Source organism: Selenomonas sp. (assembly GCF_052169755.1).
Classification (GTDB): domain Bacteria; phylum Bacillota; class Negativicutes; order Selenomonadales; family Selenomonadaceae; genus Selenomonas.
On sequence record NZ_JBQNBV010000040.1, the window covers coordinates 1 to 14,818 of the forward strand.

Sequence of the window (14,818 nt, forward strand, 5' to 3'; positions counted from 1 at the left end):
AAGCACGCGCTGCACCTCACCGCCGAAGTTCGCATGACCCGGCGTATCGACAATGTTGATTTTCACATCATTGTAGAGGATCGAGGTGTTCTTGGAAAGAATCGTAATACCACGCTCACGCTCCAAGTCCCCCGAATCCATGACACGCTCCGCCACCTGCTCATTGGAACGGAACACATGGCTCTGCCGCAGCATAGCGTCAACCAACGTCGTCTTTCCGTGGTCAACGTGAGCAATGATCGCGATATTCCTCAACTTTTCATTTACACTCATTTTCGTCCGATGTCCTCCTAAATACGACTTGTCAATAACAGTACAAGTTTATTATAGATGGACTGTAATGTCAAACGCAAAAATACGTTCTCCATACCTTTTGACTATCCTATGCGTCCAGCGCAAAGAGCGCACGCGCAAAGTCCTCGGCAACAAAGGGCCGCAAATCATCAACGCCTTCGCCGACGCCGATCCACTTCACAGGCATGGCAAGCTCGGATTTCAAACCGATGACAACGCCGCCTTTCGCCGTGCCGTCGAGCTTCGTCAAAACGATGCCCGTGATCGCCGCCGCCTTTTGAAAGAGATCCGCTTGACTGATCGCATTCTGCCCCGTCGTCGCATCTAAGACGAGCAGCGTTTCGTGCGGCGCTTCGGCGATCTCGCGCTGAATCACGCGGTTGATCTTCTTGAGTTCTTCCATGAGGTTCGACTTCGTATGCAGCCGTCCCGCCGTGTCAATGATCAAGACGTCGATGCCGCGCGCACGCGCCGCCTTGACCGCGTCGAAAGCGACAGCGGCGGGATCGGAACCTTCCTCGTGACGAATGACGGGCACGCCCGTACGGTCGCCCCAGATCTGCAGCTGGTCGATGGCAGCGGCGCGGAAGGTATCGGCAGCGGCGAGCATGACGGACTTGCCCAGCTCCTTGTAATAAGCGGCGAGCTTGCCGATCGTCGTCGTCTTGCCGACGCCGTTCACCCCGATGACAAGAAGCACCGTCGGCGGTGAAACGGCGACGCGCGTTTCGTCCGAACCGGTCAAAAGAATTTCGGAAATCTTCTCGGCGAGGAACGGCTTCAAGTCCTCCGGCGTATGAATTTCCTTCTTTTTGATGCCCTTTCGTACGTCCGCCATAAGCCGTTCCGTCGTCTTGACGCCGACATCGGACATGATTAAAGTTTCTTCCAGCTCATCGAGCAGATCGTCGTCGATGTCGGCATAGCCGATGATCAATTTTTCAATTTTATTCGTAAAAGTCTCACGCGTTTTGGCGAGCCCTTTTTTCAATCGATCAAAGAATCCCATAATACCTCCTACTATATTTGCGTGCTCAAATCGCTTCGTCAAGGCGCACGGAAAGGACGCGCGACACACCCGCATCCTCGATCGTGATGCCGTACATGAAATCGGCAGCCTCCATCGTCCCCTTGCGGTGCGTAACGACGATGAACTGCGTATGTTCAGCAAATTCGCCAAGGAACTTGCCAAAACGCGAAACATTCGCCTCATCGAGCGGCGCGTCGATCTCATCGAGCACGGAAAAGGGCGCGGGACGATAGCGCAGGAAGGAAAAGAGCAGCGCAATGACGGTCAGAGCACGCTCGCCGCCTGAGAGAACGGAGAGATTCTGCCGCTTCTTCGCCGGCAGCTGCACCTCGATTTCGACGCCCGCATGAAGCACATCCTTCTCGTCGGTCAGAAAAAGCTCTGCTTTGCCGCCGCCGAAAAGGCGCACAAAAATATCGGCGAAATAGCCGCGAATCTCTTGGAACGCCTCCTTGAACTGGCGCGTCATCGTCACATCCATCTCATGAATCATCGCCATGAGATTTTCACGCGCGGCTTCAAGATCCGCCGCCTGCTTGCCCATGAATTCATGACGCTCCAAAAGCTCCTCGTGCTCGCGTATGGCGTTGGGATTGACAGGACCGAGCGCCGCAAGAGCGTGGGAAACATCCTGCATCTTCTTCTTGAGTTCCGCTGGCGTCAGATCGAGCGCTTCCGCCGCCGCCGTCTCCCATGTATGCCCGTGCTGCTCCAAAAGCTCCGCCTGTACCTGCTCAATCTTTACATGCACTTCGGCAGCGGCAATTTCCATCTGATGCAGCTTGTTTTGCAGCTGATTCAGCCGCTGTCCGGCTTCTCTTGCCGCCTTGTCATTCTCTTGATTTTCCGCTTGACACTCAAGTTTCTCTTGATAGAGCTTATCGTAAACCGTTTTGCCTTCGGCATGTTTTTCCTGCCAAGCGGCGACGCGCACGGCGATTTCTTCGCGCTTTGCGCCGCCCTTGCCAAGCTCTTCGTCCAAAGCCGCTTCTTCTTTCAAAGCCGCCTGCGCCTGCTCGTGCGCCCGCGCTTCTTCACGCTCCTTCAAAAGTGCCTGCTCACGTGCACGAATCTTCTCCTGCTCCAAGACGGCGCGCTTGAGTTCCTTCTCATTGATATACTTGCTGAGATCATCGACGTCCTGCTCAAGATCATCCAGCTCCTCTTCCGTTTCCTTCGTTTCTCGCTCCACCTGTTCGAAGCGGCGGCGAGCGGCAGCCGCCTCTTGTGCAGCGTCGTTCTTCTTCGCCTGCGCCGCGGCAAAGGTCAGATCCGCCTCCTCAGCGAGCTTTTCGAGCGTTCGCTGTACCTCTTCCTTCTCCGCGCGCGCTAGGGCTAGGCGCTCATCTCTGACGCGCAGTTCTGCCGCCAGTACAGACTTTTCCTGCCAAGCGCTCACTGCGTCTTCGAGCGCTGCGGCGATCTCCTCTGTTGAAGTTTCTGCAAGACCGCGCTCTTTAGAGAGCGCCGCGAGTTTTTTACTGCCGTCCGCCACACGCTTTTCCAAGCGCTCAATCTCACCGCCGCGGTTGAGGAAGCTCGTTTCCTGCCCCTGCCTGCCGCCGCCCGAGAGCGATCCGCCGGGATTTAAAAGTTCGCCGTCGAGCGTCACGATGCGTAGCCGCCAGCCCAGCTTTTTCTCAATCGCAAGACCATGATCGAGCGTATCGACGACAAGCGTCCGCGCGAGAAGGAAGTCGACGACTTTCTGATATTTCGCGTCCGCACCGACCAGCTCGTTCGCAAAACCGACGGCGCCGGCTTCCTTCTTCGCCGCCTCATCCTGCGTACGGCGCACGACGAGCGTCGAAAGCGGCAGGAATGTCACGCGCCCCAAGTGTGCGCGCTTCAGGAAAGCGATGGCGGCCTTCGCCGTATCCGTATCCTCTGTGACGATGTTTTGCAGACTGCTGCCCAAAGCGACCTCGACGGCACGAATGTAATCGTGCGGCACGGAGATCAGCTCGGCGACGGCTCCCGCGACGCCCTTTTGCCACGGCTCCTTCGCCTGCAGCACAGCTTTCGGCGCACGCGCGAAACCCTCGTATGACGCCTGCATATTGCACAGAAATCTGCGCTTATTTTCATCTGCACGAAGCTCTTCCTTCGCCCGGCTCTCCGCAAGGGAGAGCGTGCGAACTTTCTCGGAAAGCCGCTCTTTTTCGCGCATTTTCTGCGTGCGCTCTTCCTGCAGCTTCCGCTGCTCTTCCTCGATGCGCCGCCGCTCTTCACCGACGTTTTTCGCTTCACCGGCAAGAGCGGCGACAGCCGCCGCCGCTTTCCTCAGCTCATCGACACGTTCCGCGCCGCTCGTCGAGCACTGCGCCAACTCATGCTCGATCAAGAGAAGTTCGTTCTCCCGTGCGAGCATATCGTGCTGCGCAGCGTCCCTCTTTTCTACCGTCGTTCGATGCGTCTCCTTCATCTCGCGCAGCTTTTCACCCAAGGTCTTGAGCGATGTGCGATCTTTAGCGATTGCGGCATCCATCGCTCGATGCTTTTCGAGAAGTTCCCTCTCCACAGAAAACAGTCGCTCTTTCTCTTTGCCTGCATCTTTGGCGGCGGCTTCAAAATCTGTGCGCTGCTTCTCCAAGCGTTCTTTTAGAGCATCGTGCTGATGCGCACGTTCCTTCAGAATAGCGATCTCGCTGCTCGCCTGCTCAATCTGTGTTCGAAGAGCGTTGTTCTTTTCCGCCTGCTCTTGCAGCTTTTCATCCAAGAGCAGGATCGCCCGCCCCAATTCCTCTTTTTTTACCTCGGTCAAGCGCACCTGCGTTTCAGCGGCAATAGCTTCATCGCGTGCCGCTTCCATCTTGCCTGCGCTCTCCTCACGCTCCTTCTTGAGAAGACTCTCACGCTGAAAAAGCTCCGTCAAAGCACAGCGGTTATAAACTGCCTGCATCTCATCATGACGGCGCGTTTTCTCCGCGCTCTCAGCCAAAGGACCGAGCTGCACTTCGATCTCCTGCATGATGTCGCTGACACGCACAAGATTGCCCTGCATATCCTCGAGCTTTCGCAGCGATTCGCGCTTGCGGTTGCGGTACTTCGTGATACCCGCCGTTTCCTCGAAATAGAGGCGGCGCTCCTCCGGCTTGCTGTTCAAGATCTCATCGATGCGGTTCTGTCCGATGACGCTCATGCCATCGCGCCCAAGCCCCGTATCCGCAAAGAGATTGTTGATGTCTTTCAAGCGGCAGCGCGACTTGTTGATGAAGAACTCGCTCTCGCCCGAACGAAAAAGACGTCGCGTCACAACGACTTCCCGATAATCGACGGGCATATCCCCCTCGTTTTCAAAGAAGAGCGACGCTTCGGCAACCCCTAACGCCCGACGCGTCGCGCTGCCTGTGAATATGATGTCCTCCGCTTTCGACCCGCGCAGAGCGCGTACATTCTGCTCACCGAGCACCCAGCGAACGGCGTCCGTAACGTTGCTCTTACCGCTGCCGTTCGGTCCGACGATCGCCGTGACACCCGAATGGAACTCAATTTCGATTTTATCGGCAAACGATTTGAAGCCGTATGCTTCGAGGCGTTTCAACTGCAAAACTTTTTCACCAGCCTATATTCTGACAGCCTATGCGCGCTGTACCGTACATCGCCTCACTGGCGAAACCGCTCCTTAAACTCCTCGGTAGCCGTATACTCCTCCATAAAGGAAACGACTTTGCGTCCCGTATCACTCAGACGCTTTTGCGGACTCCAGAAAAGATTGACCTGAACCCCCATCTCCGGCACAAGCGGGCGGCGTGTGAAGATCGTCTCGCTGCGCGTCACGAAATTCGGCAGGATGGATATGCCGAGACTGTTCGCAACGAGCTGCTTGATCGTCTTGAGCTGCGACGTACAAAGCAGGATCTCCGGCGTGAAGCCGTTTTCCACGCAGCTTCGATAGACCGTATCGTATTGATACGTATTTGGCTGCTGCATGATGAACTTTTCGCGCCGCAAATCAGCAACAGCCACATGCGCAAGCGCCGTCAGCGCGTGTTCAAGCGGCAAACACAACTCCATCTTGTCGCACAAAACCGCCAGCTCGTTGCGATGCGCCTTGGCGACGGGAGAAAGCACGACACCGAAGTCGAGCAGTCCCTCCTCCACCTTCGCCCGAACCTCGACAGAATCGACGTATTCACAGACATCGAGGTTGATATCCGGATGGGCCGCCGTAAACTTCGTAAAAAAATCCGGAAACAAGTACGCCTCAAGCATCGGCGGCAAGCCGAAGTGAACCGTTTTTTTCGCATCGGGACGAAAGCGCAGCATGTCCTGCTCCGCACGCTCCACCGCCTGCATGATTTCCTCCGCATGAAGAAGAAACGCCCTTCCTTCAAGCGTCAGGGACACATGTTTTTGCCTGCGGTCGACAAGCGTCAGACCGATCTCGGATTCCAGCGACTTGATCGCCTTCGTGACGGACGGCTGGGAAACGTGGAGAGCCTCTGCCGTGCGCGTGAAGTTTTCAAGATGGGCAAGCGTGCAAAAATACTCTAATTGTCGAATTTCCAAGCGATTACCTCCTCCAGTTCTCTTTAGGCATTATACCATAACTGCAAGGAATATCACAGAGGAAATTCGTCAAAAAAACAAACCGCCGTTAAAATTTGGGCAAATCTTTCCTTCGGCGTTTGCTTTATCGTACGAGTGAAACAGGCGACAATACCTGTGCGCCCTGACTGTTCGTAAAAATATCGGCACGTACGCCGAATACATCGGCAAGCATTTTGATGTTCAGCACATCGTGCGGCGTCCCCGTGCTGAATATGCGCTTGTCCTTGATAACGGCGATCTCATCGGCATACTGCAAGGCATGATTGATGTCATGCAGCACCATGATGACCGTCATATCATGCTCTCGATTGAGACGCTTGATGATTTCCATGACCTCAAGCTGATGGGCAATATCGAGGTACGTCGTAGGCTCATCGAGCAGTAAATATTCGGGCTGACGCGCCAATGCCATAGCGATCCATGCGCGTTGACGCTCCCCGCCCGAAAGAGACATGACCTGACGCTTTCGCATCGCCTCAAGCCTTGTCTCTGAGATAGCCCAAGCGACGGCTTCCCGATCTTCCTTCGAACGACCGATGCTTCGCCAGCTGCGATATGGATAGCGCCCGTAATCAACGAGCGCCTCCACCGTAAGATCAGGCGGCGCGGCAAGTCCCTGCGGCAGGATAGCGAGACGCTTTGCCAGCGCTTTTCGCTCGATGGAATGAATGTCCTTGCCGTCCAAGAGCACTTCGCCCTCATATTTGCGATTCAAAGCGGCAATCACACGCAAAAGCGTCGATTTGCCCGCGCCGTTTGGCCCGATGATCGCCGTGCGTTTTCCGGCAGGAAACTCGACATTCAAATTCTCTAAGATCCTCTTGCCCGCAAGCGCCACGGAAAGATGGCGAACCGTCAGCGACATCAAAGCTCCCTCCTCAAAAGAAACAAGAAGAACGGTGCGCCAAGCGCCGCCATGAGGATGCCGACGGGCAGCTCGACAGGTGCGAACGCCGTGCGCGCAAACGTATCGCTCAAAGTCACAACCGCCGCCCCGAGGAGCGCGGATGCAGGCAAGAGCAGGCGATAGTCCGAGCCAACCATGAGCCGCGCCGCATGAGGCACGATAAGCCCGACGAAACCCAAAAGCCCGACGACGGCGACGGCGCTCGCCGCCAGAAGCGCCGCAATCGCCGTGAGCAAAAGGCGCGAGACTTCCACGCGAAGGCCGAGGCTTCTCGCAATCTCATCGCCCAAAAGCAGGATATTGAGCTGACGCGAAAAAGCGAGCGCCAGCGCCAAACCTGCAATCGTATACGGAAAGATCATCTCGACCTGCGGCCAGCTGCGCGCTGACAGTCCGCCGACCATCCACATCAAGGCGCTATGTACGCGATCGCTGTAAAAGATCATCAAAGCCGAAATGCCTGCGCCGAGAAAAGCCGACACGGCAACACCCGCCAAGATGATGCGAATCGGACGAATGCCATTCTTCCATGCCAGCAAGTATATGGCAACGGCCGCCGCCATCGCCCCAACAAAAGCTGCCGGCGTCACAAAAGCCTCGTGTCCCGGAAAGACAAGCAAGATAAAGATGCCGGAAAGCCCCGCCCCCGACGATATGCCGATGATGTGCGGATCGGCGAGCGGATTCTTCATAATCGCCTGTAATATGGCGCCCGAGAGCGACAGATGAATGCCCACGAGAGCCGCCACAATCGTGCGCGGCAAGCGGATATTCATGAGAATCTGCGCGTGCACCCCCTCTGCGCCCGAGACAAGCGTCTGCCAGATCTCCGCCGCGGGAATCTCGACGGAGCCTTTCATGACGCTCAGCAAAAAGCCGATACACGCCAAAACGGCGAATATCACCACGATGGATATTCGCCGCTTGAAGGAGCCGGACTGTTTTTTTCCCTGCTCCATGCCGTTCATTGGAATACCTCAGGATAGATGAGTTTCGCCATCATTTCAAACGCTTCGGGATAATGCAGCCCGGGGCTCAAGAGAAAGAGATCCTGCGGCAGATAATAAAGCTTCCCCTGTTTGATCGCGGGAATGCTCTGCCACGCAGGGCTTTCGGCGATCGTCTTTTCCATGTTCTTCTTAATCTCATCCATCTTTCCCATACTTGTGACAAAGATGATCTCCGGATTCTGCTCGACAAGCGTTTCCATACTGTAGGGCGCTGCATCGGGATTCTTCTCCAGCGGCGTCATGCCCGCTGCAACATTTTCCCAGCCAAGCGTCTTGGCAATCGAGCCGGCGATGCTGCCGTCGAGCTGCACACTGAGTCCCTGCGATGTACTGTGCAGAATGGCGACGCGCTTCTTCTCCTGCGGCACGCGCGCAAGCACGCCTTCGATTTTCGCATCCATCTCATGGATGAGCGCGTCGCCCTTCTCCTTTTCTCCCGTGATTTGCGCGAACGTCTTAATCTCGCGCTTCACATCCTCATAACTTCTCATGTCGATGACAATGGATGGAACATTGTTTGCCTCAAGCGTTGATATAAGTTTTTCGTTCATCCCCTTATTGATGAGAACCAGATCGGGCTGGCAGGCGAGAACTTTCTCCACGTCGATTTGGTAAACCTCACCAACGCTTGCCTTATCCTTCGCATAATCAGGCATCTTCGTCTTGGAATCGGGACGACCGACGACGTCGCCGCCTACGGCATGAAGCGGCTCAAGGAACGACGCAGAAAGCGCAACGATGCGTTCGGGCTTCTTCGAGAGTTTGACTTCCCGCCCCATATCATCTTGAATCACAGCAAAGCTCGCACCTTGCTCCGTCTTTGCCGATTTCTCCGCACCACAGCCAGCAAAAAGTGCAGCAGCTGTAAGCAGGAAAAGACCGGTGAACACCATACAAAAATTTCTATGCATTTTCTGTTTCCCCCTCAAGAGCTGCGGCGCGTGAGTATCGTCGAAAGATAATTGACCCTTTTATTCTTCTGCTCCTCGATATCGTCGATGCGCTCCTCATCGGGCAGACCGCAGCGGCTCACCATGACTGCACCCTTTGCCAAGCCATTCGCCCCAAGCATGTCAGCGATTTCCGAAAAGTTTTTATATACCTTCATCAAAACGGCATTATCCGTCACAGGCAGTATCTTGGCAATCTTCTCCGGTGAAGCCGTCGCCGGAATAATGGAAAGGATGTCGTTGCCCTCGACGATCGGATAGCCGAGCTTGCTGCCGATCGCACAGAACGCCGGCACCCCCGGAATCGTCTCGATCGGCACATCCGCATCTTCAAGCAAACGATAAACATAAATATACGTACTGTAAAACATCGGATCGCCCAAGGTCAGGAACGCCACATTCTTGCCTGTTTCCAAAAGCGCAAGAATTTCCGCCTTATTCTTTTCCCATGCTTCCGTGGACTCGGCAAAATTCGCAACCATCGGAAATACTTGGTAGACGATCTCGATATCTTTCTTCAAATACGGGCGTGCAATCGAAAGTGCGACGCTGCCATCCTTCTTTTCCGTCTTGGGCGCGATAAGCACATCTGCCTTTTCAATCGCGTGAATCGCCTTAACCGTCAAAAGTTCCGGATCGCCCGGTCCTACACCGATGCCAAAAAATGTCCCCTTCATCCCTTACCTCCTACTGGCTTTCCAAAAAGTTACGAAAATATTTGACCGCAACAAATCCTTGCTGTATAAATATTTTCACTTGTTTCATCTTATTTTTTCGCAAAATCCTCTGCCATCGCACGCATCGCCGTCTTTTCACACGTCGTCTTGTGCAGGATCGCGGCGTCTTTCAGAGAAGCAAGTCCCTGCGGAATCGGGCTTTCATTCAACGACGCGAGCTTATCGAGCAGAGAAAACTCGTCAAGGCCTTCGCGCGCCGCCCCGAGCGCATCCAAGACGCTCTCGTTGAATTTGTACGGGCTTGCCGTCGAGACGACGACGAGCGGACGCTTGCTGCCCGTATCCTTCTTGTATGCCTGTGCCACACGGTACGCGACAGCGGAATGTGTGTCGAGCACATAATGCTCCTTCGCGTAGACTTCGCGAATCGTTGCCTTCGTCGCGGCGTCGTCGACCCAGCCTGCCCAGAACGTTTCCTTGAGCTTTTGCAGCACAGGTGCGCCGACCTCGTACCTGCCTTCAGAAGCAAGCTGGCGCATCCAGTCCTTGATCTGCGCAGCATCGTTCGTTTCATGGTAGAGCAGTCGTTCGAGATTGCTTGAGATCAAAATGTCCATCGACGGCGAAATCGTCTTATAAAAGTCGCGCTTCTTGTCATAAACGCCCGTTTGCAGAAAATCCGTCAGCACATTATTGCTGTTCGACGCACATACGAGCTGCGCGACGGGAAGTCCCATGCGTTTGGCATAGTATCCCGCGAGGATGTCGCCGAAGTTGCCCGTCGGCACACAAAAGTCGATCTCCTCGCCTGCCTGAATCGCGCCCTTTTCCACGAGATCGGCATAGGCGCTGAAGTAGTAGACGATCTGTGGTACGAGCCTGCCCCAGTTGATCGAGTTCGCCGACGACAGCTTGACGTTCCTGGCGGCGAGCTTATCACAAAAAGCCTTGTCGCTGAAAATTTCCTTGACGCCGTTCTGCGCGTCATCGAAATTACCCTCGACCGCAACGACGCAGACATTCTGCCCCTTCTGCGTGCACATTTGCAAGTTCTGAATCTTCGAAACGCCGCCCGTCGGATAAAACACGAGAATCTTGATCCGATCAACGTCGGCGAAGCCCTCAAGCGCCGCCTTGCCCGTATCGCCCGAAGTGGCGACAAGAATCAAAATCTCAGCGACCTCTCCCGTCTTTTTGAGCGCCGTCTGCAAAAGCTGCGGCAACAGCTGCAAAGCCATATCCTTGAACGCACTCGTCGGCCCATGCCAAAGCTCCAATATCGGAAAATCTTTGAGCATACGCACGGGGGCAACGCGCACATCGTCGAACTTCCCACCGCTATAAGCGCGCGAAATGCAGCCAGCAAGCTCCTCTGCCGTGTAATCCGTAAGGAAAAGCCCCAAAATGCGCGCTGCTCGCTCCTCATAAGAAAGACGCGAAAACTCCGCGATAAAGTCCAAATCAACCGCAGGCATCTCCTCGGGCACAAAAAGCCCGCCGTCTGCCGCCAATCCCTGAATGATCGCTTCCGCCGACGCAGCTTTTGCGCCGCCGCCTCTCGTACTGCTGTATTTCAAATCCTTCACTCCATTCATTTCTCTCAAACGATATGCGCCGCTTCTCTCAGCGCGTCAGATGCGCCGCCGCCGCATGAACGGCACGCTCCAAGTCAGCGGGGGCAAGTACGATCTGCTCGCCGCGCCTGCCTGCGCTGACGGCGATCGTCTCCCACGCATACGCCGAAGCATCGAGGAATACGGGATACTCCTTCTTCGCCCCCAGCGGTGAGCAGCCGCCGCGCTGATAGCCCGTGAGCGCCAGTACCTCCTTGAGATGAACCATCTCCGCCTTCTTGCTCTTCGCCGCCTGCGCCAAAGCTTTGAGATCAAGCTCCGCCGCCCCCGGGATACATGCCATGACAACACCCGCCTTGTCCGTGCGGCAAACAAGCGTTTTGAACACCTGCTCGACAGGCATTCCAAGCTTCTCAGCCGCATGGACGGCGCTCAGATCCGCAAGATCGACAGGAAACTCCCGCAGCTCGTACGAAATCGCCAATCCGTCCAGAATGCGTGCCGCATTCGTCTTTTTGCTCCCCTTCATATCCCTCACCGTTTCTGCACCCGCAAATTGAAGGAAGCGCTGATAAAATGAAGCCGCCCGGATTGGCACAAATGCGCTGCTTCGATCCGGGAGACAAACGATACACGCACAAACGTCCGCTTTATTATCAGTGATTCCTGAAGCTTGCATCTGCTTCGGATACAGATCTTATTATACCATAGGTTGACGAGAACTCCTATGGCTGAAATATCCATACCATACGCTATCTCCTAACATGAAGATAGGTATGATGATTGACGATCATCCGCAAAAGGGATATGATGAAATAAAAACGCCAGGACAGCATGATCGCTGAAAATTTGAAGAGAATGCTTGGAAAGAGGTGCTTCCCTTGCTGAAAATCGCATCTGCACAGATGGAAATACATCCCGGACGACCTGCCGTCAATACCGAAAATATGCTGCGCCGGATCGAAGAAGCCAAGGCGGCTCACGCCGACATCATCATCTTCCCGGAGATGGCGATCCCCGGCTATCTGCTCGGCGACACATGGGAGCAGAACGCTTTCCTGCGAGACTGCGAGACATGCGCCGCCGACATCATCGCAGCTTCTACGGACATCGCCGTCATTTTCGGCAGCGTCGCCATCGATTGGACGAAGAAGAACAACGACGGCAGACCGCGCAAATACAACGCCTGCTTCATCGCCAACGAAGGGCGGTTATGCCACCCCGAAGCGACGCCCTATCCCTTCGTCATCAAGACGCTCATGCCGAACTATCGTGAATTCGATGATACACGCCACTTCTTCAGTCTGCAGAAGCTCGCGCGTGAGCTGGGCACAACGCCCAAGAGCCTTCTCTCGCCCGTTTCCCTGAAAATCCGCAGCAAGCGCTGGAAGATCGGCTGCCTTTTATGCGAAGATGGGTGGAGCGACAACTACGAAATGTCGCCGATGGCACTTCTCAAAGAGTACGGCGGCATTGACCTCTACATCAACATCTCATCCTCTCCCTTCACGCTCGGCAAAAGAGAAAAGCGCCATCGTCTTTTCTCTGCCGAAGCGAAAGAAGCGGGTGCGCCCCTCATCTATGTCAACAATGTCGGCTTGCAGAACAACGGCAAGACCGTCTATACCTTCGACGGTTCAAGCGCCGTCTACAACGCAGAAGGAATATGTATTGCCGCCGCCCCCGCCTACGAAGAGTATCTGCACCATATCGACATCAGAGACATCGCCGCGCATCCCCCGCTCGTACAGAAAGAAAAAACGGACATCGCCCAGATCTACGCTGCGCTTTCCTATGGCGTCAAAAAATTTCTCGAAAGCATCCGTATGGAAAAAGTCGTCATCGGCGCCTCGGGAGGCATCGATTCCGCCGTAGCCGCCGCCCTTTATGTGAGCGTTCTCGGCGCAAAAAACGTCCTGCTCGTCAATATGCCAAGCCGCTTCAACTCGCAGACGACAAAGGATCTGGCACGCACGCTCGCCGAAAATCTCGGCTGCTTTTACGCGGTATTCCCCATCGAAGAATCTGTGCGGCACACCATCGACCAGATTGAGACGACTCCCATCGAGTTCCTTGCCGGCGATGAAAAGAAAACGCTGCCCGTATCCTCGTTTCTCACCGAAAATATCCAAGCGCGCGACCGCAGCTCCCGCGTTCTCGCCGCCATCGCCGCAGCCTTTGGCGGCGGCTTCTCTTGCAACGCGAACAAGGCGGAGACGACCGTCGGCTACTCGACACTCTACGGCGATCAAGCAGGCTTTTTCGCCGCTCTTGCCGACCTTTGGAAACATCAGATCTATGACCTCGCACGCTATATGAACGAGCACATCTTCTGCCGCGAAGTCGTACCGCAGACGACGATAGACATCGTGCCGAGCGCCGAGCTGTCCGACGCGCAAAACGTCGACGAAGGCAAGGGCGATCCCCTGCACTACCCTTATCACGACTATCTATTCCGCGCTTTCGTCGAGCGATGGGAAAAAGCGACGCCCGAAGACATCCTCAACTGGTACGCCAACGGCACGCTTGAGCAGCAAATCGGCTGTGAAAAAGGTCTGGTGCAAAAACTCTTCCGGACGCCCAAAGACTTCATCGCCGACCTCGAACGCTGGTGGAACCTCTTCAGCGGTCTTGCCGTAGCCAAACGCATCCAAGCGCCTCCCATCCTCGCAATCAGCCGCCGCGCCTACGGCTTCGACCACAGAGAAGCGCAAAACGGCGCATACTATACGCGAGCATATCGAAAGCTCAAAGCGCAGCTGCTATCTCGATAAATGCAGACAGCCCGACGGATGATCCGTCGGGCTGTCTGCCGTTTCTTAACGCTTACCTCGCCAATCTCCCTTTTAGAAGCGATATGTAAGCTGTACCCTTGCATAGTTGCCGAGACTAAAGCGCTCGGAGCCGTAGAGCGTATCGCGCACACCGATACCTTTGGCAGCGAACGAAGCGTTTACACACATTCTGCCGTTTCTACCCCTTCGGCTCTTCCAAGAGCGCCAGCAGCTCATCATAGTCTTTCTTCAGCTTGTAATATTCGTCGGCAAGATGCAAAGCGGCGAGCACACCGATCTTCGTGCCCGAGAAGCTGCGGGTCTTTTTGGCGACGTCGCGCATGTTGTCATCCACGAGTTTAGCAAGCCGGCGCACATAGTCGGCAGGTTCATCGCTCTTGAGCGGATACGTTTCGCCGAATATCTCAACGATTACCTTATTTTTTTCCATCGTCTCACCCGCTGTCTTTTTATCCGCGAAGCTCTGCGCCGCACTCTTTTTGGAGCGCTGCCAAGATCTTCGCTACGGCTTCGTCGGCTTCTTCATCTTTCAAGGTCTTGTCCGCCGACTGGAAGTCGACGCTGAATGCCATGCTCTTCTTGCCCTCGGCGACCTGTTCGCCCGTATAAACGTCGAAGAGGTGCAGCTCCTTGAAGAACTTGCCTGCATTTTTCGCGATGGTGCGCGTGAGTGCGGCAGCCTCCATAGTTTCATCGACAATCAATGCGAGGTCGCGCGAGATCGCAGGGAAGCGCGGCAGTGGCTCATAGCGGAAGTTCTTCGCACGATACTTGAGCAAGGTCTCGACGTCCATCTCGAAGATATATGCCTTCTTGTGAATGCCGAGCGCTTTCAGGACTGCAGGATGCACCTCGCCGAGTACGGCGATGACCTCCCTGCCCTTCTTAAAGAATGCCGTCTTCCCCGGATGCAGTGCAAAGTGTTCGCCGCTTTCCACCGTATAATTGGCGATGGAAAGACGCGCGAGGAGTTCTTCCACGACGCCCTTGACGTCGTAGAAGTCGACGGCTTCATTGTCCTGATTCC

General features: G+C 55.2%; 12 protein-coding genes and 1 pseudogene. 1 reads left to right on the forward strand and 12 read right to left on the reverse strand.

Annotated features, from left to right (window positions below; all coding sequences use genetic code 11):
* The 10 genes from ACTTKG_RS04410 to ybaK all read right to left on the reverse strand — a co-directional run.
* A partial coding sequence (locus ACTTKG_RS04410; RefSeq protein ID WP_442673042.1) for a GTP-binding protein occupies nt 1–273 on the reverse strand: 273 nt, incomplete at its 3' end.
* Between the two features lie 109 nt (nt 274–382).
* A complete protein-coding gene (gene ftsY, locus ACTTKG_RS04415; protein WP_442673043.1) occupies nt 383–1,303 on the reverse strand; it encodes a signal recognition particle-docking protein FtsY in 921 nt (306 codons plus the stop codon).
* Between the two features lie 25 nt (nt 1,304–1,328).
* Entirely contained in the window at nt 1,329–4,874 is a 3,546-nt protein-coding gene (smc, locus tag ACTTKG_RS04420; RefSeq protein ID WP_442673044.1) for a chromosome segregation protein SMC, read from the reverse strand.
* Between the two features lie 56 nt (nt 4,875–4,930).
* Nucleotides 4,931–5,836 carry a LysR family transcriptional regulator gene (locus ACTTKG_RS04425; RefSeq protein ID WP_442673045.1) on the reverse strand — a complete coding sequence of 302 codons (906 nt, stop codon included), beginning with the start codon at nt 5,834–5,836 and terminating at the stop codon, nt 4,931–4,933.
* Between the two features lie 124 nt (nt 5,837–5,960).
* Complete coding sequence (locus ACTTKG_RS04430) at nt 5,961–6,743, reverse strand: ABC transporter ATP-binding protein (protein WP_442673046.1); 783 nt, start codon at nt 6,741–6,743, stop codon at nt 5,961–5,963.
* Nucleotides 6,743–7,753 carry a FecCD family ABC transporter permease gene (locus tag ACTTKG_RS04435; RefSeq protein WP_442673047.1) on the reverse strand — a complete coding sequence of 337 codons (1,011 nt, stop codon included), beginning with the start codon at nt 7,751–7,753 and terminating at the stop codon, nt 6,743–6,745. Before ACTTKG_RS04435 ends, ACTTKG_RS04430 begins: the two co-directional genes overlap by 1 nt.
* Nucleotides 7,750–8,706: an ABC transporter substrate-binding protein gene (locus ACTTKG_RS04440; protein WP_442673048.1), complete on the reverse strand. Its 957-nt coding sequence runs from the start codon at nt 8,704–8,706 to the stop codon at nt 7,750–7,752. The genes ACTTKG_RS04435 and ACTTKG_RS04440 overlap by 4 nt, the downstream gene beginning before the upstream one ends.
* Before the next feature lie 14 nt (nt 8,707–8,720).
* On the reverse strand, nt 8,721–9,422 hold the full coding sequence (cobI, locus tag ACTTKG_RS04445; protein WP_442673049.1) for a precorrin-2 C(20)-methyltransferase: 702 nt from the start codon (nt 9,420–9,422) through the stop codon (nt 8,721–8,723).
* Between the two features lie 89 nt (nt 9,423–9,511).
* Entirely contained in the window at nt 9,512–11,017 is a 1,506-nt protein-coding gene (thrC, locus tag ACTTKG_RS04450; RefSeq protein ID WP_442673050.1) for a threonine synthase, read from the reverse strand.
* A gap of 28 nt (nt 11,018–11,045) precedes the next feature.
* Nucleotides 11,046–11,525: a Cys-tRNA(Pro) deacylase gene (ybaK, locus tag ACTTKG_RS04455; RefSeq protein WP_442673051.1), complete on the reverse strand. Its 480-nt coding sequence runs from the start codon at nt 11,523–11,525 to the stop codon at nt 11,046–11,048.
* A 352-nt stretch (nt 11,526–11,877) separates the two neighbouring features.
* Here ybaK and nadE point away from each other — a divergent pair, with 352 nt between their 5' ends.
* On the forward strand, nt 11,878–13,770 hold the full coding sequence (gene nadE / locus ACTTKG_RS04460; protein ID WP_442673052.1) for an NAD(+) synthase: 1,893 nt from the start codon (nt 11,878–11,880) through the stop codon (nt 13,768–13,770).
* A 199-nt stretch (nt 13,771–13,969) separates the two neighbouring features.
* Here the strand turns inward: nadE and ACTTKG_RS04465 are convergent, their stop codons facing one another.
* Together ACTTKG_RS04465 and ACTTKG_RS04470 are read right to left on the reverse strand one after the other, a co-directional pair.
* Nucleotides 13,970–14,221 carry a cell division protein ZapA gene (locus ACTTKG_RS04465; RefSeq protein WP_442673053.1) on the reverse strand — a complete coding sequence of 84 codons (252 nt, stop codon included), beginning with the start codon at nt 14,219–14,221 and terminating at the stop codon, nt 13,970–13,972.
* Nucleotides 14,222–14,240: 19 nt separating this feature from the next.
* A pseudogene (locus ACTTKG_RS04470) lies at nt 14,241–14,818 on the reverse strand (phenylalanine--tRNA ligase subunit beta); the annotation flags it as partial.